Below are 19,709 nucleotides of genomic sequence, written 5' to 3' on the forward strand. Positions count from 1 at the left end.
GATCCAGAGTTGAGCCAGCTGAGCCGCTACGGCTACAGCTATGGTTAGCGAGCGGAGTCTAAGGCTTGCTTGCCACCGAGCGTTTCGTAAATGACAGCGCCACAAAGTCGACGAACGCCCGGACACGCGCGGTCAACTGGTGGCGCTGCGGATAAACCGCGTGGATGTCGGCATCGGGCGTGTAGTAATTAGGCAGCACCTGCACGAGGCTGCCGGATTTCAGGTGGCGCTCGATGTCCCATTCGGCACGCATCAGGATGCCGTGGCCGTTGAGCGCCCAGTTGACGGCGATCTCGCCGTCGTTGGTGGTCAGGTTGCCGCGGGTCTTGACGGCCTCGGTGGTCACGTTTCGGCCACGGCCGCTTGCCAGGCGCCACACGCCATAAGCCTCTTCACCCTGCCGGATGCCGATGCAGTTGTGCCGGGTCAGATCGTTCGGGACCTTGGGTGTGCCGTGCTTGGCCAGATAGGCGGGGGACGCGCACAGCAGCCGCCGGTTCGGCGCGATGTGTCTGGCGATCACGCGGGCGTCCGGCGGCGCGCCGAATCGGATGCAGACATCAAACGAGTCGTCCGTCAGGGGCGGCGGGTTGACCGACAGCTGCAACTGCACCTCGACCTGCGGGTACTTGCGGACAAACCTGGAGATGATCGGTGCCACGTGCGTGCGCCCGAAGCCGAGCGTCGCATTGACCCTGAGCAGGCCCTTCGGGGTGGACCTCGACACGCCGAGCAGTTCCGCCATGTCATTGATTTCCCCAAGAATGCGGCGTGCATGCTCCAGGTACAGCTCGCCTTCCGGTGTCAGGCTCATGCGCCGCGTCGTCCGGTTCACCAGCGGCACACCCACCCGCGACTCCATCAGCGCCAGATGCTTGCTCACGGCGGGCGTGGTGATGCCAAGTTCCCGTGCGGCGGCGCTCAGGCTGCCGGCACTCGCGAGGGCAGAGAAAAAGCCCAGGTCGGCAGGTTGAATTTCAGGTGTCATATGCGCTCAATTGTTAAATTCAGGTAAACAGTGATTTCACTATAGCGGTGGGCATGAGGGCTGTCGAATTCAACGGCGGGACAGGCAAATAACGCTTGAGTCAACAGGTCTCACCGGGAAGCCAATAGGGACGCCAATCCATTGCCACCGCGTCACGCTGACCAGTTGCGGTTTGCCCGCCCGCGGGGCCGTTCTTGGAAGGGGAGACGACGCAACTTGCACTCAGCTTGCACTCACCTGTTCGCGGGTGTATAAATTGATTGCGTTTTGATCTGTATCCCACAGTCACACAGAGTGATGAAAAGGGGGGGCTTATGAGCAGACGAGTTTATTGGTTACTACCTGATGTGGCCAGCGCCAGGCAAACGGTGAATGACTTGCTGGTGGCGCGTGTGCCGGTGCAGCATATCCATTGCTTTGGACGGGAGGGCACCAATCTCTCGGGTCTTCATCCCGCCAATGTCTTTCAGACGACGGACGTGATTTACGCGGCCGAATTGGGCCTGCTGATCGGTGGCGTGATCGGTATCGCGGCGGGTATCCTGGTGGCCATGTACTATCCCCTCGGATTTGCTTCGTTGCAATGGGGTGTTGTGGCCATACTGGGTGTGCTCGGTGCCCTGTTCGGGGCCTGGTCGTCGAGTCTGATTGGCATTTCCGTGCCGAGCCACCGGCTCAAGCGTTTTGAGGCCGCCATCGAGCGTGGTGAAATCCTGCTGATGGTGGACGTGTCGAGTTTGCAGGTCAAGGAAATCGAAAACCTGCTGCAGGCTTCGCACCCTGAAGCGCGTCTGGAAGGTGAGGACCCGGATACCCCGGTGTTCCCCTGAAGAGCCGGGATGCGCGCGGGTCACCTGACACGTGCGCAGTCCCTCAAACTGGCGGAGGTGGCCATGGACCTTCATCTGCATTCCTACCAGAGGCAACACCAGCCGGACTGGCCTGCAGCGGCGGTCGCCGGACTGGCGGCCGGGGCGGTGCTGATGGTGCTGGAGCTGTTCTGGTCGACCCTGGTTTCTGGCGAGAGCCCGTGGGTCGTGTCATACATGATCTCTGCGATCGTGACGGGGCCTGAGACCCTGCAATCGACAGATTTCAGCGTCATGGTGGTGGCCGTGGCCCTCGCGGCTCACTATGTGCTGGGTGTCCTGTTTGGCCTGGTACTCGTTGCCATCATCGTGCCGTTCCGACTCGATTCGACGGTAGGCATGGTGTTGCTGGCGGGCGCGGTGTTCGGCGTGGTGCTGTATCTGCTGAATTTTTACGGCATGACCCGCTTCTTTCCCTGGTTCGCCGAATTGCGTGGCGCACCAACCGCGATAACCCACCTGATTTTTGGGGTGACGGCTGCATTTTTGTACTGGAAGTTCAATCGGCATTGAAGGGGTGGCCGGCGCCGAACCGAGAGGATGCGAATGGTTTTTGCTTATGTCCTCATTGTCATCGTCATCGGATCGGTGTTGTTCCACTTTGTCAGTCCCTGGTCGGCGACGCCGCTGGCCTCGAACTGGCAGTCGATGGACGATACGCTGACCATCACGCTGGTCGTCACAGGCCTTTTTTTCGTTGTCATCAATTTTTTTGTTGCCTACACGCTGTTTCGTTATCGGCATCGCGAAGGCAGCCGCGCATCCTATGAACCCGAGAACAGCAGGCTGGAGCGCTGGCTGATCGGGATCACCACGGTCGGCATCGCGTTGCTGCTGGCGCCCGGGCTTTTTGTCTATGCCCAATACATCAATGCGCCGCGCGAGGCCATCGTGCTGGAGATACTGGGCCAGCAATGGCAGTGGTATTACCGCTTTCCCGGCGCAGACGGCAAGCTGGGCCCGACCGATGCGCGCTTCGTCAGCGCTGCCAACCCGTTCGGCCTCGACGCGCGCGATCCGGTCGGGCAGGACGACTTCCTCGTCGCCGGCACCGAGGTCCACCTGCCGCTGAACAAACCGGTCAAGGTGCTGCTGCGCTCACACGACGTGCTGCACGACTTCTTCGTTCCGCCGTTTCGTGCGCGCATGAACATCGTGCCGGGCCAGATGAGCACATTCTGGTTCACACCCACTGTGCTCGGCCGTTACGAGGCCATGTGCGCCCAGCTGTGCGGCATCGGTCATCCCAATATGCGCGGCCAGGTGGTGGTGGAAGACGAGGCCGCGTTCCAGGCCTGGCTGAAGACGCAGCCCACCTTTGCGGTGACCATGGCGAGCGCCGGCCGCCCGGCCACTGCAACACCGGCCACCGGTGCCGACAGCCTGGTCGCCCAGGGCCAGGCGCTGGCCCAATCCAGGGGCTGTGCGGCGTGCCATACGGTGGACGGCAGCGCCCGGGTCGGGCCGACCTGGAAGGGACTGTACGGCACGACCCGGACACTCGCCGACGGCACCACCGTACGGGCCGACGAGGACTATCTGAGGCGCTCCATCCTCGAGCCCCAGGCGCAGGTGGTGAAGGGCTTTCCGCCCATCATGCCGCCGGCGAACCTGGGCAGCGACGAGGTGGCTGCGCTGCTGGCCTACATCCAGTCCCTGGGCGGTGCGGCTTCGGCCGCACCCGCACCCGCACCTGGGCAGAAGGCGCAGCGGTGAAGCTGCGCCATTGAACGAGGAACACCATGGCCTACGCTGAAGACACTTCGCATCACCCGCAGAGCTTCTTGACCCGGTATGTCTGGAGCCAGGACCACAAGGTGATTGCCGTGCAGTACGCCTGCGTCGCCATCGCCGTGGGGCTGCTGGGGGTGGTGCTGTCCAACCTGATGCGGCTGCAGCTGGGTTTCCCGGGGCAGTTCGAGTTCATCAACGCCGAGCGTTACTACCAGTTTGTCACCATGCACGGGATGATCATGGTGATCTACCTGCTCACCGCGCTGTTCCTCGGCGGCTTCGGCAACTACCTGATCCCGTTGATGATCGGCGCGCGCGACATGGTGTTCCCCTACCTGAACATGCTGAGCTTCTGGGTTTACCTGCTGTCGGTGCTCGTGCTGATCGCGAGCTTCTTTGTGCCCGGCGGGCCCACCGGCGCGGGCTGGACCCTGTACCCGCCGCAGGCCATCCTGCCCGGCACGCCAGGACATGACTGGGGCATCATCCTCATGCTGGTGTCGTTGGTGATCTTCATCGTCGCTACGACGATGGGCGGGCTGAACTACGTGACCACGGTGCTGCAGGCGCGCTGCGAGGGCATGACGCTGCTGCGCATGCCGCTGGCGGTCTGGGGCATTTTCGTGGCGACGATTCTCGCGCTGCTGGCCTTCCCCGCGCTGTTCGTCAGCGGCGTGATGATGCTGCTCGACAAGACGCTGGGCACCAGCTTCTTCATGCCGGCGCTGGTGTCGATGGGCCAGGTGACCGGCTACAAGGGCGGCAGCCCGCTGCTGTTCCAGCACCTGTTCTGGTTCTTTGGCCACCCCGAGGTCTACATCGTGGCGCTGCCGGCCTTCGGCATCGTGTCCGACCTGATCAGCGTGCACGCGCGCAAGGCCATCTTCGGCTACCGCATGATGGTCTGGGCCATCGTCATCATCGGGGCCTTGAGCTTTGTCGTGTGGGCGCACCACATGTTCGTGAGCGGCATGAACCCGTGGTTCGGCTTCTTCTTTGCCACCAGCACGCTGATCATCGCGGTGCCCACCGCCATCAAGGTCTACAACTGGGTGCTGACGCTGTGGCGCGGCGACATTCACCTGACCGTGCCCATGCTGTTCACGCTGGCCTTCATCCTGACCTTTCTGGCCGGCGGACTGACGGGGCTGTTCCTGGGCAATGTGAGCGTGGACATCCCGCTGTCGGGCACCTACTTCGTGGTGGCGCACTTCCACATGGTGATGGGCGTGGCGCCGCTGCTGGTGGTGTTCGGCGGCATCTACCACTGGTTCCCGAAAGTCACGGGCCGCATGCTGGACGACCGGATCGGCAAGCTGCATTTCTGGATCACCTTCCTCGGCACGTACGCCATCTACTTCCCCATGCACTACCTGGGCGTGCTGGGCATGCCGCGGCGCTACTACAACTTTGACGGCTACCAGTTCATCCCGGCCTCGGCGCACGCGCTGAACACCTTCATCACCGTGGCCGCGCTGATCGTCGGTGCGGCGCAGCTGCTGTTCATCTTCAACCTCGCCTGGAGCACCTTCCGCGGCCGGCGAGCCGAGCCCAACCCCTGGCGCGCCGCCTCGCTGGAGTGGCAGACGCCGCAGACACCGCCGGTGCACGGCAACTGGGGGCCGCAGCTGCCGGTGGTCTACCGCTGGGCCTATGCCTACAGTGTGCCGGGCGCGCCGCAGGACTTCATTGCACAAAACGCACCCCCCGAGGCGGGTGGCCAGGAGCCGCAGCCGCATCCCGCCCCGGGCAGGGCCAAGGGAGCGATCGCATGAACACGGCTGTTGCCTATCCCCCCGGCGGCTGGCCGCCGGACCGCCGCGCGGCCAGCACCGGTACCGGCCTGTGGGCCTTCATGGGTGTCGCCACCGCCTTGTTCTCGCTGTTCACCCTGGCTTATGCGATGCGCATGGACAGCGGTGACTGGTCGCCGATTGCCATGCCCTGGCAACTGTGGCTCAGTACCGGGCTGCTGGTCACCGGCAGCGCGTGCCTGCAGCGGGCCGCCAGCGCCGCGCGGCGTGACCACCCGGCCGCGGCGCGCACGTTGCTCGGGGCCGGCGGGGCCTGCGCGCTGGCTTTTCTGGGCGTGCAGCTCTGGGCCTGGCAGGTGCTGCAAGCCGCGCAGGTGATGCCGGCCGGCAACCCGGCGGCCAGCTTCTTCTATCTGCTGACGGCCATGCACGGGCTCCACGTGATCGGGGGGCTGGCCGGCTGGGCGGTGACGGTGCGCGGCGCGGGCCGCGCGGCCGGCCCGGCGTTCGCCTGGCGCGTTGCGCTGTGCGCGCGCTACTGGCACTTCCTGCTGGCAGTGTGGGTGGTGCTGTTTGCGACGCTCGGCTGGCTGACGCCGGAAGTCGTGCGCTGGATCTGCGGCACGGGCTGACGGCCGGCATGAACTCCTGGAGGCTCCATGGACACCACGATATCGATGGCTTCACCCCCAAGCACCGCCGCCGCCGCCAGCGCCGGTGCGGTGGCCGGCTGGCGCGGGCTGGTATCCGACTGGTCGTCCGACCGCGAGGCCTTCCACGTCTCGTGGGGCAAGGCGATGATGTGGATCTTCCTGCTCAGCGACACCTTCATCTTCAGCTGCTTCCTCACGGGCTACATGACGGTGCGCGTGTCGACCACCGTGCCCTGGCCCAACGCGAGCCAGGTATTCGCATTGCATGTGGGCGGCGCCGAGGTGCCCCTGCTGCTGATTGCCATCATGACCTTTGTGCTCATCAGCAGCAGCGGCACCATGGCCATGGCAGTGAACTGCGCCTACCGGCGTGACCGCATCAACGCGGCCGTGCTGATGATTGTGACTGCCACGCTGGGTGAGACCTTCGTCGCCATGCAGGCGTTCGAGTGGTCCAAGCTGATACTGGAGGAGGGCATACGGCCCTGGGGCAACCCGATGGGCGCAGCCCAGTTCGGCTCGGCCTTCTTCATGATCACCGGTTTTCACGGCCTGCATGTGACGGCCGGCGTCATCTATCTGCTGGTGGTGGCCACGCGCCTGCTGCGCGGCCGCTACGAACAGACGGGCAACTACCAGATCGTCGAGATCGCCGGGCTGTACTGGCACTTCGTCGACCTGGTCTGGGTGTTCATCTTTGCGTTGTTCTATCTCTGGTGACCGCCCCTGCTGAAAGGTTGACCATGTCCTCCTCCCAATCGCCCTCCTCATCGCCATCTTCCTCCGGCCAGCAACATCCGATCGGCCTGTACCTCAAGGTCTGGGGCCTGCTTTTCGTGCTCAGCACGCTGTCCTACCTGGTGGATTACTTCCACTTCCAGGGCTACTTGCGCTGGGGCCTGATCCTGGTCTTCATGCTGCTCAAGGCCGGGCTCATCGTGGCGGTGTTCATGCACATGGCCTGGGAGCGGCTGGCGCTGGTCTATGCCATCCTGGTTCCGCCGCTGGCCGTGCTGGTGCTGGTCGGCCTGATGGCTGCCGAAGCTGACCACACTTTCATCACCCGGTTGCTGTTTTTCCGCTAGGGCAGGGTGGCAGGGGACTGCCTGGAAGTAATGGCAGGGGAGTGACGGCAGAAGCGTGATGGCATGAGCGTGACCCTGTGCGACGTGCGCGCCGGAAATCCGGTGCATCATTGCTATATCTACCTCCATGGAGCTTCCAATGCCACAGACCCCGGTCATCCCGCTGAACCCAGAAGTCATCGAAACGCTCAAGCGCATCACCACTGCCACCCTGACCACGGTGCTGCTCAAAAAGGGCCTGCGCAATGTCTGGATGCGCGGCACGCGCCCCCTGCGCCCCGATCAGCCGCGCCAGGTGGGGCGCGCCTTCACGCTGCGGTTTGTACCTGCCCGCGAGGACCTGGCCACGCCGGCCTCATGGGGCGCCCCGATTTCGACGCGCGCGGCCATCGAAGCCATGCCCGAGGGCGTTGTCGCGGTGGTGGGAGCCCTGGGGGTGACCGATGCCGGCATCTTCGGCGACATTCTCTGCACCCGCATGCAAAAGCGCGGTGTCGCCGCGCTGGTCACCGATGGCGTCGTGCGCGACCTGTCGGGCGTGCTGGACACCGGCTTGCCCGTCTGGTGCCAGGGCACGGCCGCGCCGGCGTCGGTTACGGGACTCACCTTTGTCAACTGGCAGGAGCCCGTGGGCTGCGGCGGTGTTGCGGTGTTCCCCAACGATGTGGTCGTTGTCGATACCGACGGCGCGGTGCTGATTCCTGCTGCGCTGATCGACGAGGTTGTGGAGGCCGCTGTAGAGCATGAGCGTCTTGAGGAGTGGATCATGCAGCAGGTGAGCCAGGGCTCGCCGCTGCCCGGCCTGTACCCGCCCAACGAAGAAAACCGGACGCGCTATGAGGCCTGGCGGCGCGGGGCCTGAGCATCCGCTGGCGATGGCCGTGTGGTGCTACTGGATTTCCTGACGCGGCGTCCGTGCGTTGCGCGAAGTGCCTGCCCGCCCGGGCAGGCCGAAGCGCATCGTCGGAGCCCGCGTCCGACCGGGGGCGCTGGCTGCGTTGGGCAACCATGGGCGTTGCGTGGAAGACCTGTGGTTTGCAACTATTTTTGTGATGGCATTAAGATGGATGCGCTTTTTTTGTAACGTACCATCGCAAGATCCGAGCGTACGTTTTTTCACACCTTGCAGATGCGGCCATGGCGGCTATGGTCCGGTACCTGGCCAGATCCCGGCGGTTGCATCAAAAAAAATCACAGGCCGCAATAAAAGCGGGCCATTGATGAGGGAGCCATGTCTTTTCATGAAGTCCAGTTTTACGAACACGAGGCGTTTCTGGTCGCCAGGGTGGCTGGCCACGTCAGCGCTGCCTTGGACGCAGGTGACGCGGCCATCGTGATCGCCACGCCCGTGCATCGCGCGGCATTTGCCGGGCAGCTTCAGCGCGACGGCGTCGATACGCGCGAGCGGTTTATTTCGCTCGACGCCCGGCAAACGCTTGAGCAATTCATGGTCAATGACTGGCCCGACGAAAGGCGCTTCTCGGCTCTTCTGGGCGACATCATCTCTCAGGCCACGCGGGGTGGCGCGCTGCGGCTGCACGCTTTCGGGGAGATGGTGGCCCTGTTGTGCGCCGATGGCAAGCCGCAGGCGGCGCTGCGGCTGGAAGAGCTTTGGAACCAGCTTGCCACGCAGCATGCGTTCTCCCTGCTATGCGCCTATCCGGTCGATGCTTTTGGGGCGGAAGCGCCGTCGCAGGTGTTCGACGCGATATGTTCGGCGCATTCGCATGTCAGCCCGTGCGAGGAGTACCAGGCGCTGCTTGCCGACCCGGACCGTTTTCACCGCACGATGGCGCGCCTGCAGCACAAGGCGCAGTCGCTCGAACACGAGATCATGCGGCGCGAGGAGGCTGAGCGTGCCATCAGTCGCCTGGCCGCCCACCAGGAGCATATTCGGGAAGAGGAGCGCAAGCGGATCGCCCGGGAGATCCACGACGAGCTGGGCGGCCTGCTGACGGGTATCAAGGCCTATGTGTCGGTTGCACAGGAGCGCTGCGTGCGGCGAGGCCTGCCATCAGACCCGCAATTGGCCGACGCCGCCGATCTGGCCGATACCGCGCTGGCCAGCGTGCGCCGGATCATCACGGATTTGCGGCCCAGCGTGCTGGACCAGCTGGGCGTCTGGGCAGCGATCGAGTGGTATGCGAGCCAGATTGAAAAGCAGGCGGGGCTGACCTGCCGGGTGGACATCGATGAAACCGAGGTTCTCGCCCAGCTCGATGCCAAATCCAGCAATGCGGTGTTTCGCATTGTCCAGGAAGCATTGACCAATGTCGTGCGTCATGCCGGGGCCTCGCGGGTCGACATCCAGGTGCGGCAGGCGGATGGCGCGGTGACTGTGGCAGTGATGGACAACGGCAATGGCCTGGTTCGCATGGGGCAGCGCGAATCCTGGGGTATCGCCGGCATGCATGAGCGGGCACGCCACTGTGGCGCGGAACTGAAGATGATCCCGGTGCCTGGGCAGGGCACGACGGTTGCCCTGCGCCTGCCATGGCCGCCGGGGAACCGGCAATGACGGGTCCCAGGATCCGGGTCCTGCTGGTGGATGACCATGCTGTTGTGCGCAATGGGGTGCGCTTGATGCTGGGCACCGCGCCCGACATCGACGTCACGGGAGAGGCGCCGACGGCTAGGGATGCCTTGAACCTGGTGCGCAAACAGGCGTTTGACGTGGCGCTGGTGGACATCGCATTGCCGGGGCGCAACGGGCTGGAGTTGCTGAAGATGTTGCGCGCCGAGTGTCCCGGGCTCGCCGTACTGATGCTGAGCATGTATGCCGAGGATCTCTACGCCATGCGGGCACTCAAACACGGCGCGGCCGGCTACCTGACCAAGGACAGCCCCACCGCCAGCCTGATCGCCGCGGTGCGCAAGGCACACGCCGGTGGCAAGTACCTCAGCGCTGAACTGGTCGATCAGCTGGCCGCCAATGTCGGTAGCACACGCGGCGGCCGCAGGAAAAGGGGCCATGAGTCGCTGACCGACCGGGAACTTGAAGTCCTCAGGCAGATTGTCGATGGCAAGAGTCTGGCCCGCATCGCTGCCGGCCTGCACCTGAGCGCCAGTACCATTACCACCTACCGTTCCCGTATCTGCGCAAAACTCGATGTGCACAGCAATGCCGAGCTGACGCGCTACGCGATCGACAATAGCCTGGTTCAATAAGAGCCGTCAACAAAACCCTCACGGCGTCGTTGTGCCGCCTTGCCGTGCTATAGCTATAGCACTGTCTGCGGCGGCACGCCTGGCCAGGACCGCTTCGCTGGGTTTTGTTCGCGGCTCCAAGGCTCACGGCGTCGCGTCACATCGCGATCGCCGGATGCGAGCTAGTGAGATGGAGCGTAGCCCGAACGCCTGCGCTGCGGCCGGTCCAGTGCGCGCAGCACTGCAATGCCGAGGCCCGTGATTTGCAAATTGCTCCCGCCATCGGATATTCGCGGCAGACCCACCAGATTTTTTTCGATCAACGAGCCGACATCCGGGTCGCCCAGGGCGAGCTGTTCTGGCGCCCGGCTGATCAGAAATAATTTTGCCAATTCATGATGGGACAACATTCGCTTCCTCCTGAGGCAGCCTGCGCTCCGGGTAAGCTGGAACGCGGCTTCGTGGTTGAATTAACGACATGCAAGAACCTGGCCACTGAAACGCGAAAAATTTGTTATTGACGGCAACTCATGGTGTGACAGAACATTGGATGGGGATGGCCAGGTGACAGCGACACGCTGTCCCGGCAAATTTGTCTCGCTCCAGCACCTCCGGCGATGTCTTAGTGGGCGGCTTCTTCAGGCCGACTTTTGATGCCCATTCACGCCGTTCCCCCGGGTCGTACCCGCGCGGGGAGTTTTCCAGGTGCCTGTGGCGAACTTCGTCGCCTCTTCCGTGGCGCGCGCGCCCAAGTCGTAAACCGATGAGGCCGCGTCCACCAGCGGTTGCAGCGCCGCCAGCATCGGCGCCTGTCCAGCTGTGCTGATGCCAAGAATTTTCCGGGAGTTTTCCCGAATCTGTTCCGCCTGGGCCTGCATGCGCTTGGTAACCTCGGTCTGGCTCTCGCTGGCCATCTGGTAGAGGCCGCTCCAGTAGCCGATCATCGTCCGGGACTGGATGTTCACGAGCTTTGCCGATACGGCGACGAGTTCTTCAAAGTCCTTTGCCTCGTTGACCATGGTGGTGGCCTGTGCATGGGATGCCAGGGCCTCGGTGATAGCGGCAAGCTGATGGCTGCGCAAACGTTCCGCGCCCTCCAGTGACCACCTGATCGTATCGCCTGTCGCCTTCAGGCTGGCACGGTGGAAATCGAAAAGCTGGTTGTTGGACTGCGTCATGAATGTCTCTTTTTTTGAATAAGGAGTTGAATAAACAGGGCGCTCTGGATGACCGGTTTTCATCGCTGCCTTCTCCGAATCACTGGCTTCGCTGGCCCCGTGTCCGATCACCTGCTGCGCTGAATGTGGTGCTCAAAACGTCTGAAGAGTGTGCGGCGGCGGTTGCCCTGGCGCTATCGTCAATTCCGTTCATCGCATGTCATGAATTCTGGGAAAAAAGTTGTAGTGATTCCACGACATAACAAGCTCTGCCGATAGCCTTGCACGTGGGCCTTGTGCGAGCCGCCCGGGGCTGCGGCGGCTCGCCGGCGCTGGTGGGGGCAGGCCGGCTCAGTTGAACCACTCTCAGCTGAACCACTTCTTCACATCGACCGTTGACCGCCGCCCAACGTCCTCGTAATGCGTCGAGAGCCAGGTGCCGGCCCTCTCGCGCCCCTGTTCCCGCAGCAGTTCGAGAAAGGGGCCGTGTGCCAGCAGCTTGGTTTCGGTGCGTTGCAGGCTCACCAGCTCAGCGGAGTCGACCATGTGAAAGCGCATCTTCTGCAGTCGCCGCTCCAGCCGCCCCGTGGTCAGGAAGGGCAGGCTTGAAAACTCCGTCGCATGGGCGAACATGCGCATCTCGCGCATGAAGGTGGCGTTGAAGGCCAGCTCCACAATGCGCGCCTCGATCTCCTCCACGCTGCGCGGCGTGCCATTGCGCTCGAGCGGACTCAGCAGGACCAGCAGCACATCGCGTGAATCGCAGTCGTAGAACAGCGGAAACACCGCCGGGTTGGCCGAGTAGCCGCCGTCCCAATACGGCTGGCCGTCGATTTCCACCGAGTGATGGATCTTGGGCAGGCAGGCGGAGGCCAACAGCACCTCAGCCGTGAGTTCGTTTTCCCGAAACACGCGCAGCTTGCCGGTGTTCACCTGCGTGGTGCCGATGAACAGCTTGAACGGACTGCCCGCGCGCAGGCGCTCGAAGTCGACCTGCCGGTTGAGCAGGTCGCGCAAGGGATTCAGGTCCAGCGGGTTGAGCTGCGAAGGCGAGAAATACCCGGCCCAGTTCGCCAGCATCTTGCTGGCCGGCGACAGGCTGATGGCGTCGCCCTGCCCCTGGGTCATCATGCTCCAGGGCATCTGCTTTCCGACCTCGCCCCAGAAGTCGGCCAGGCCCTGGCGCGCGCCCTCGCGCTGGCCCTTCATCCAGCCGTCTGCAAACACCACGGCATTCATGGCGCCGGCACTGCTGCCGCTCAGGCCCTCGAACTGGACGCGCGGGTCTTCAAGCAGCGCATCCAATACCCCCCAGGTGAAGGCCCCATGGGCGCCGCCGCCCTGAAGCGCCAGGTTGAGCCGCTCCGCTGGAGAGCGCCGACCCAGCCAGCTTTTTGACACCGTGCCGGGGCTGGATGCGGGGGCCGGCGCGAGGCGGGGGCCCAGCAGGCGCTTGAGCCGCGCCAGGCTTGACTGCTTTGGGGCTTTGGCGCGTCGCGGTGTTGCTCCACTGTCGATCAAATGAACTCCTTCACGGCGGGCGAAATGCCCTGCAGGTGTCGGTTCAGTATAGGGTTTTCCCGTATAAGCGGACGCGAACTCACTTAACCTTGCAAAAAAGAGGTTGAATGGCCGGCAGCACGGCCTGGTGATGAGCCGGCGCCTTGCAGCGCTGTAGCATTAGCATTGAGGTTGCAACTCATGAAATTGCACATCCTCCCCTTGTCAAAATACGGTTATCCGTACCACCCGTAAATTACCCGTAACCCCGTTAATACGCGTTCCATTCGCCACACCACCATGAAAAATTTATTGAGCCCGTCCGCGACCCTGCCTGTTGACGCCCCCGATGCATTGCTGATCGGCCGGGTCTGGGTCGAGGGCTCCGGCCCTGTGCTGGCGCTGGTCAATCCCGGCGGCGTGTTTGACCTCTCCAGCCTGGCGCCGACTGCGAGCCAGCTGCTGGAGTTGCCGGACCTGGCCAGGGCCGTGCGTGCGGCCGCGCCGTCGCTGCCGCGCCTGGCGGGCACGGCCGAGGTGCTGGCCAATTCGCATGCGGACGCGCACGACCCGAAATTGCCCTGGCTGATCGCACCGTGCGACTTGCAGGCCATCAAGGCGGCGGGAGTCACGTTTGTGGCTTCCATGCTGGAGCGGGTGATTGAAGAGCAGGCCGGCGGCGACGCCAGCAAGGCCGAGTCCGTGCGCAGCGCGGTGGTCAGCGTCATGGGCGAGAACCTCAGCAGCATCAAGCCCGGTTCGCCGGAAGCGGCCCAGCTCAAGGAAGTGCTGATTGTCCAGGGCGTCTGGTCGCAATACCTGGAGGTCGGCATTGGGCCCGACGCGGAAATCTTCACCAAGAGCCAGCCCATGAGCGCGGTGGGCACGGGCGCTGAAGTAGGTCTGCACCCGCGCAGCCACTGGAACAACCCGGAGCCTGAAATCGTGCTGGCGGTGAATTCGCGCGGCGAGGTGCAGGGCGCTTCGCTGGGCAATGACGTCAACCTGCGTGACTTTGAAGGGCGCAGCGCGCTGCTGCTGGGCAAGGCCAAGGACAACAACGCTTCGTGCGCCATCGGCCCCTTCATTCGCCTGCTGGACGACCACTTCACCATGGACGATGTGCGCCGCAGTGAGCTGGCCATGACGGTGACCGGGCCGGAGGGTTTCGAAATGAAAGGCGGCAGTTCGCTGAGCCTGATCAGCCGTGACCCGCTGGACCTGGTGGCCCAGGCGATTGGCGCCAACCACCAGTATCCTGATGGCTTCATGTTGTTTCTGGGGACCATGTTCGCACCCACGCAGGACCGGCACGGCCCTGGCCAGGGCTTCACCCATGTGGTGGGCGACCTGGTGACGGTGGCGACGCCGCAGCTGGGCAGCCTGGTGAACCGCGTCACCACGTCGGACAAGGCCGCGCCCTGGACTTTTGGCGTCACGGCGTTGATGCAGAGCCTGGCGCGCCGCGGCCTGCTGTAGAAAGGGGTGAAGCCGGCCATGCATACCTCCGCACTTGTGCTGTTTTCCGGTGGCCAGGATTCCACCACCTGCCTGGCCCAGGCGCTCTCCAAATACGAGCGCGTGGAGACCGTCGCCTTTGACTACGGCCAGCGCCACAAGGTGGAGCTGGATGCACGCCTGAATGTGCTGCGCGAAATCAAAAGCCGGTTTCCGCACTGGGCGCCCAAGCTGGGCGAAGACCATCTGCTCGACCTGGCCGTGCTGGGGCAGGTGAGCGATACCTCGCTGACGCGCGACGTGGCCTTCAAGATGGAAAACTCGGGCCTGCCCAACACCTTTGTGCCGGGGCGCAACCTGCTGTTTCTCACGCTGGCGGCCGCGCTGGCCTATCGGCGCGATTTGCAGGTGCTGGTGACCGGCGTCTGCGAAACCGACTTTTCAGGCTACCCCGACTGCCGCGACGACACCATCAAGGCCATGCAGCTGGCGCTCTCGCTGGGCATGGACAAACGCTTTCTGATCGAGACACCGCTGATGTGGATCGACAAGGCCGACACCTGGCGTCTGGCCCATGCGCTGGGCGGCCAGGCGCTGGTCGAGCTGATCATCGAGCACACCCACACCTGCTACCTGGGCGACCGCACGCACCGGCAGGCCTGGGGCTACGGCTGCGGGCAATGCCCGGCCTGCGAGCTGCGGGCGCGCGGCTATGCCGGTTATGTGGGGACGCCCTGAGCTTCACGGCTCAGCGTACTGCAGCAATACCAGACCCTCAGCTGCCTTCCACGAGGCAGCGGTTGACCAGCGGCGGCTCTTCTCCGACGTGAAAGGCGAGCTTGCGCTCGCGCAGCGCTACGTCGCTGGCGGTCACGCGGTCAAAGCGCCGCAGGTGTTCGGTCCATGACTCGTCGATGATCTGCTCGATGTAGCGCCCCGGGTTACCGATGTCGCGCAGCAGCGCCCAGTCGAGCGCTCCCTGGCGCAGGCGGCTGCGGCGGCTCTCCTGCATCAGGGCACGAAAATCGTCGGCACGGGCCGGATCGATCTGGTATTCAATGGTGACCACCACATGGCCTGCACCGGGCGGCACGTTGGCCACCGGCACTTTGAAGTCGCGTGAAGGCGTCAGGTCTTCCTCGATGCTGAGGTCCGTGACCCAGCGCTGGGCCAGCAGCATGGTGACCGTGCCGCTCAGCGCGGCCACCAGCAGGCCCGTCGGCACGCTGGTCACCGTGGCCACCTGGCCCCACAGCGCAGCGCCCAGGGCGCTGGCGCCCATGATGGCCATCTGGTACATCGACATGCCGCGTGCCCGCACCCAGTCCGGCAGCGACAGCTGGGCCGACACGCTGAGCGAATTGGCGCAGGAGATCCAGGCCATGCCATTGAGCAGCATGGCCGGCACGGCGACATAGACATTCGGCGCCAGCGCCATCACGGCGGTGGAGGCCGACTGCAGCACGGTGGAGCGCAGCACCAGCGTGTCGCGCGGCATCATCTGGCGCAGGCGCGGCAGGTACATGGCGGCGATGATGGCGCCCGCCCCCATGGAGGCCAGCAGCAGCGTGAAGGTGCCGGCACCGCCGCCGTGCAGGTTGCGCGCCACCAGAGGCAGCAGGGCCAGCAGGGCAGTGGAATGCAGGAAAAACAGCGAGACGCGCACCAGCACGGCCCGCAGGCGGTGCGACTGCCGCACAAATTGCAGCCCCACGCGCATGGCGCTGACCAGGCGTTCGCGCCCCAGCGGGCTGGGTACATGGTCGCGCCGCCAGCGCATGATGATGAAGCCGGAGATGACCGACAGCACGGCATTGAGAACAAACACCCAGGCGGTGCCGGCACTGGCAATCAGCGCGCCTGCCACCAGGGGGCCGACGATGCGCGAGGCATTCATGGACACACCGTTCAAGGCCAGCGCGGCCGGCAACTGCGGGCGCGGCACCAGCTCGGGCACGATGGCGGCGAACACCGGCCAGCGCATGGCCAGCCCGATGCCGTTGGCAAAGGTCAGGGCCAGCAGCAGCGGCGGCGTCATCACACCCGAGACCACGGCGATACACAGCAGCGTGGCCACGCCGGCAATCCAGAACTGCGTCATGATGAAGTAGCGCCGCCGGTCCAGGATGTCGGCCAGCGCACCGCTGGGCAGGCCGAGCAGGAAGACCGGCAGGGTCGAGGCCGATTGCACCAGCGCGACCCAGAGCGGCGTGGTGGTCATGGACGTCATCATCCAGGCGGCGGCCACGTCGTTCATCCACATACAGATGTTGGCCACCAGCCAGGTGCTCCACAGCATGCGGAACACCGGGTAGGTGATGGGCGTCCATGGCGAAAGCGATTCAGTGGCGGACGGCGGCGTTGCCTTGAGTGGTTCTTCGGGCATTCAGTGACTTTTCCGTATTTCTTTCGTGTGTCTTCAGTAGGGCTTCAGAGGGTCTTCAGAGGGTCTGCTGCGGCCGGCTTTCGTGCAGCCGGTAGAGCACGGGTCCACCCGGCGGCAATTTTTCCAGTTCCCAGAGCCTGCTGTGAAAGGCCGCCGCCGTGGGGCGGTGGGCAATCGAGACGATGCCGCCATGCATGGCCTTCACATGCGCCAGCAGTTTTTCATACAGCGTTTTCTCGGCCGCTTCGTCCAGCGCGCTGGTCGCTTCATCGGCAAAAATCCAGGCGGGCTTTTTCAGCAGCACGCGGGCAATCGCCAGGCGCTGCTGCTCGCCGCCCGACAGCTTCTGGGTCCAGGCATCCTTGTCGTCCAGCCGGCTGGCCAGCTGGGGCAACAGCGCGTCAGACAGCGCCTGCTGCAGGGCTTCGTCACTGTAGCGCGCGGCCGGTTGCGGGTAGGCCAGCGCATCGCGCAGCGCGCCGTCGGGGAAATAGGGACGCTGCGGAATGAACATCGCGTCCCGCGGCAACTGTGTCTGGCCTCGCGAGAACGGCCAGATGCCCGCCAGCGCCCGGAACAGCGTGGACTTGCCACTGCCCGACGGGCCCTTCACCAGCACGCTTTCGCCGGGTGCCGCCTGCACGGACACGCCGCTCAGCAGCGTGGCGCCCGAGGGCAGGGCCAGCGTCAGGTCGCGGGCCGCGAGCGTGTCAGCGCCGGCCAGCGGGGAGGCTTCGTTTGCTATCAAATTGGCAGCCAGTTGCGCGCGTCCTTGCTCGGTCATCGCCGCGATGTGGTCTTCAAAGCTGGTCAGGCGGTCGGTCGTGGCGCGCCACGCGGCCAGGCTGCTGTAGTTGTCGACCAGCCAGCTCAGCGAGTCCTGCACCCGCCCGAAGGCCGACGCGATTTGCATCAGCTCGCCGAGCTGGATGGCGCCGCTGAAAAACCGCGGTGCCGCCACGATGAAAGGAAACACCACGGCGGCCTGGCCAAAGAAGTTGGTGAACCACACCAGGTTCTTCTGCTTTTTGATCAGCAGCAGGTAATTGGCCAGCACGGCGGCAAAGCGCGTGTCCAGGTGCACGCGCTCCACGGTTTCGCCCTTGTCCAGCGCAATCGCTTCGCTGTATTCGCGCACCCGCACCATGTGGTGGCGAAAATCGGCTTCATAACGCTGTTGCAGGAAGTTGAGCCTGATCTGCGGACGGCCGATGTAGTGCGTGAGCACGCTACCCAGGGCGCAGTAAAGCACGGCCATCCAGACCATGAAGCCCGGAATGCTGTAACTCGTGCCGCCCAGCGTGAATGCGAAAGCACCCGAGAGAGACCAGAGGATGCCGACAAAGCTGAGCAGCGTGACCACCGCATTGAGCAGGCCCATGCTCAGTGAAATGCTGTAGGAGGTGAAGAGGTTGATGTCTTCCTGGATACGCTGGTCCGGGTTGTCCGGGGTGTCCTTCGTGTTCAGCGCGTCTTTGGCTGCGCCGGTGAAGCGGCCCAGCTCCAGCTTGTAAAACGCGTGGTCGGCGAGCCAGCGTTTCAGGTAGTGTGTCGTCATCCAGGCGCGCCAGCGCACCTCCAGCAACTGGGTGAGGTAGAAGCGGTACACCGCAATCAGGATGAAGGCGAAGGCCAGGTAGGTAAAGCGCCCCAGCTGCGTCCAGAACACTGCCGCGTCCTTGTTTTGCAAGGCGTCGTAAAACACCCGGTTCCATTCATTGAGCAGCACCAGCATGTAGACCGCGCCCAGGTTCAGGACGACGATGGCCAGCAGCAGGCCGCGCGCTTTCCATTTGTCTTCCGACTGGAAGTAAGGCGCCGACAGGGCCCAGACGCGTGCGCCGAACAGCCGGAAGGCGCTGAATTTGGCGAGGAAGCCGGCGGGGCCGGGAGTGCTGGCAGTGCTGGCAGGAACATTCATTCTGGCAAACCTTTTGGTGACAACTGGTTGGATACGCCGCTGGCCACGTGGCCCGAGGGCACATGCTGGGCCGCCGAGTGCACATGGCCGGTCTGGTCGTCAAAGAAAAAATCGGGTTCGAACTCGCGCAGGAACTCGCCCTTGGCCAGCCCGCCGAGGAACATCGCTTCATCGACTTCGATGTTCCAGTCCATCAGAGTGCGGATGGCGCGCTCGTGCGCCGGGGCGCTGCGCGCGGTGACCAGCGCGGTGCGTATGCGCATGCGCGAGGTGCCCGCCTGTTGCAGGCGGTGCAGCGCCTCCAGCAGCGGTTTGAACGGCCCGGCCAGCAGCGGCTGCGTGGCCTTGTCGCGCTCGTGCTGCTGGAAGGCCGTGAGGCCCTGCGACTGGAAGACGCGCTCGGCCTCGTCGGAGAACAGCACTGCATCGCCGTCAAAAGCAATGCGCACTTCGTGCGGATGCGCGTCGCTGGCACGCACCGAGTGCGGGTACACCTGTGCGGCGGGCACGCCGGCAACCAGCGCGTCGCGCACGTCGCTGAGGTGGGCCGACAAAAAGAGGTTGGCATGCAGGGGCTTCAGGTAGCGCCACGGCGCTTCGCCGCGGTTGAAGGTGCCGCGCTCGATCTTCAGGCCATAATGCTGCGCCGAGCGGAACACGCGCATGCCCGAGACCGGGTCGTTGCGCGACAGGATCACCACCTCCACCCGCTGGCTCGGCGCGGCCGGGCTGGCCGCTTCGCCCTGGCTTTCAGGGGCGTCATTGAATGCCAGCAGTTTCTTGACCAGCGAGAACGCCACGCCGGGCTTGGCCGGCACGTCGAGCCGCTCCAGCTGCAGCTTCATGTAGGCCGCATCTTTTTTGGCCCCCGGCGGCGCTTCCTGCATCAGGCCCGTTTCAAAAATACGGTTCTCTTCCTCGAAATCAAACAGCGCGCGCGACGAGATCGCCACCACGAGCTGACCGTCCAGATTTGCTGCCATGTTGTGATGCCTTGGTGTTGTTAGGTCGGTTTTGGGTATGGCTTCATTTGGCGCTGATCACCCGTGTGCGACGC

19 protein-coding genes are annotated in these 19,709 nt (G+C 64.2%); 12 read left to right on the plus strand and 7 right to left on the minus strand.

Annotated features, from left to right (window positions below):
• Positions 1–58: 58 nt before the first annotated feature.
• Positions 59–988 (minus strand): LysR substrate-binding domain-containing protein, encoded by a 930-nt coding sequence (locus AC1DS5_RS07390; RefSeq protein ID WP_477717606.1) that lies wholly within the window; start codon positions 986–988, stop codon positions 59–61.
• 314 nt (positions 989–1,302) lie between these two features.
• Here AC1DS5_RS07390 and AC1DS5_RS07395 point away from each other — a divergent pair, with 314 nt between their 5' ends.
• From AC1DS5_RS07395 to AC1DS5_RS07440, 10 genes are all read left to right on the plus strand, one after another.
• A complete protein-coding gene (locus AC1DS5_RS07395; RefSeq protein ID WP_477717607.1) occupies positions 1,303–1,818 on the plus strand; it encodes a DUF1269 domain-containing protein in 516 nt (171 codons plus the stop codon).
• A gap of 63 nt (positions 1,819–1,881) precedes the next feature.
• The gene (locus AC1DS5_RS07400; protein ID WP_477717779.1) at positions 1,882–2,370 is read left to right on the plus strand and encodes a hypothetical protein; all 489 of its coding nucleotides are present in this window, start codon (positions 1,882–1,884) and stop codon (positions 2,368–2,370) included.
• 33 nt (positions 2,371–2,403) lie between these two features.
• Positions 2,404–3,573, plus strand: coding sequence for a cytochrome c oxidase subunit II (locus AC1DS5_RS07405; protein ID WP_477717608.1), 1,170 nt, complete (start codon positions 2,404–2,406; stop codon positions 3,571–3,573).
• Positions 3,574–3,599: 26 nt separating this feature from the next.
• Positions 3,600–5,366: a cytochrome c oxidase subunit I gene (ctaD, locus tag AC1DS5_RS07410; RefSeq protein ID WP_477717609.1), complete on the plus strand. Its 1,767-nt coding sequence runs from the start codon at positions 3,600–3,602 to the stop codon at positions 5,364–5,366.
• A complete protein-coding gene (locus AC1DS5_RS07415) occupies positions 5,363–5,977 on the plus strand; it encodes a cytochrome c oxidase subunit 3 family protein (RefSeq protein ID WP_477717610.1) in 615 nt (204 codons plus the stop codon). Before ctaD ends, AC1DS5_RS07415 begins: the two co-directional genes overlap by 4 nt.
• 45 nt (positions 5,978–6,022) lie before the next feature.
• Positions 6,023–6,718, plus strand: coding sequence for a heme-copper oxidase subunit III family protein (locus AC1DS5_RS07420; RefSeq protein ID WP_477717780.1), 696 nt, complete (start codon positions 6,023–6,025; stop codon positions 6,716–6,718).
• A gap of 23 nt (positions 6,719–6,741) precedes the next feature.
• Entirely contained in the window at positions 6,742–7,083 is a 342-nt protein-coding gene (locus AC1DS5_RS07425; RefSeq protein WP_477717611.1) for a cytochrome C oxidase subunit IV family protein, read from the plus strand.
• A gap of 139 nt (positions 7,084–7,222) precedes the next feature.
• Positions 7,223–7,945: a ribonuclease activity regulator RraA gene (locus AC1DS5_RS07430; protein ID WP_477717612.1), complete on the plus strand. Its 723-nt coding sequence runs from the start codon at positions 7,223–7,225 to the stop codon at positions 7,943–7,945.
• Positions 7,946–8,314: 369 nt separating this feature from the next.
• Complete coding sequence (locus tag AC1DS5_RS07435; protein WP_477717613.1) at positions 8,315–9,601, plus strand: MEDS domain-containing protein; 1,287 nt, start codon at positions 8,315–8,317, stop codon at positions 9,599–9,601.
• Positions 9,598–10,251: a response regulator gene (locus AC1DS5_RS07440; protein WP_477717614.1), complete on the plus strand. Its 654-nt coding sequence runs from the start codon at positions 9,598–9,600 to the stop codon at positions 10,249–10,251. The genes AC1DS5_RS07435 and AC1DS5_RS07440 overlap by 4 nt, the downstream gene beginning before the upstream one ends.
• A gap of 161 nt (positions 10,252–10,412) precedes the next feature.
• Here the strand turns inward: AC1DS5_RS07440 and AC1DS5_RS07445 are convergent, their stop codons facing one another.
• From AC1DS5_RS07445 to AC1DS5_RS07455, 3 genes are all read right to left on the minus strand, one after another.
• A complete protein-coding gene (locus AC1DS5_RS07445) occupies positions 10,413–10,640 on the minus strand; it encodes a hypothetical protein (protein WP_477717615.1) in 228 nt (75 codons plus the stop codon).
• Positions 10,641–10,868: 228 nt separating this feature from the next.
• Positions 10,869–11,408, minus strand: a complete 540-nt coding sequence (locus AC1DS5_RS07450) for a phasin family protein (protein ID WP_477717616.1) — start codon at positions 11,406–11,408, stop codon at positions 10,869–10,871.
• 345 nt (positions 11,409–11,753) lie between these two features.
• Entirely contained in the window at positions 11,754–12,908 is a 1,155-nt protein-coding gene (locus tag AC1DS5_RS07455; RefSeq protein WP_477717617.1) for a patatin-like phospholipase family protein, read from the minus strand.
• A 279-nt stretch (positions 12,909–13,187) separates the two neighbouring features.
• On the opposite strand from AC1DS5_RS07455, the gene AC1DS5_RS07460 reads away from it, so the two are divergent.
• Both AC1DS5_RS07460 and queC read left to right on the plus strand, forming a co-directional pair.
• Entirely contained in the window at positions 13,188–14,366 is a 1,179-nt protein-coding gene (locus AC1DS5_RS07460; protein ID WP_477717618.1) for a fumarylacetoacetate hydrolase family protein, read from the plus strand.
• A gap of 18 nt (positions 14,367–14,384) precedes the next feature.
• Positions 14,385–15,083, plus strand: a complete 699-nt coding sequence (gene queC, locus AC1DS5_RS07465; RefSeq protein WP_477717619.1) for a 7-cyano-7-deazaguanine synthase QueC — start codon at positions 14,385–14,387, stop codon at positions 15,081–15,083.
• A 37-nt stretch (positions 15,084–15,120) separates the two neighbouring features.
• Here the strand turns inward: queC and AC1DS5_RS07470 are convergent, their stop codons facing one another.
• From AC1DS5_RS07470 to AC1DS5_RS07480, 3 genes are read right to left on the minus strand one after another with little or no spacing between them, the layout of a single operon-like run.
• On the minus strand, positions 15,121–16,731 hold the full coding sequence (locus AC1DS5_RS07470; RefSeq protein ID WP_477717620.1) for an MFS transporter: 1,611 nt from the start codon (positions 16,729–16,731) through the stop codon (positions 15,121–15,123).
• A 55-nt stretch (positions 16,732–16,786) separates the two neighbouring features.
• A complete protein-coding gene (locus tag AC1DS5_RS07475) occupies positions 16,787–18,652 on the minus strand; it encodes an ABC transporter ATP-binding protein/permease (protein WP_477717621.1) in 1,866 nt (621 codons plus the stop codon).
• Complete coding sequence (locus tag AC1DS5_RS07480; protein ID WP_477717622.1) at positions 18,649–19,635, minus strand: 5'-nucleotidase; 987 nt, start codon at positions 19,633–19,635, stop codon at positions 18,649–18,651. The genes AC1DS5_RS07475 and AC1DS5_RS07480 overlap by 4 nt, the downstream gene beginning before the upstream one ends.
• Positions 19,636–19,709 lie beyond the last annotated feature (74 nt).

The organism is Polaromonas sp. P4_H1 (assembly GCF_056400945.1).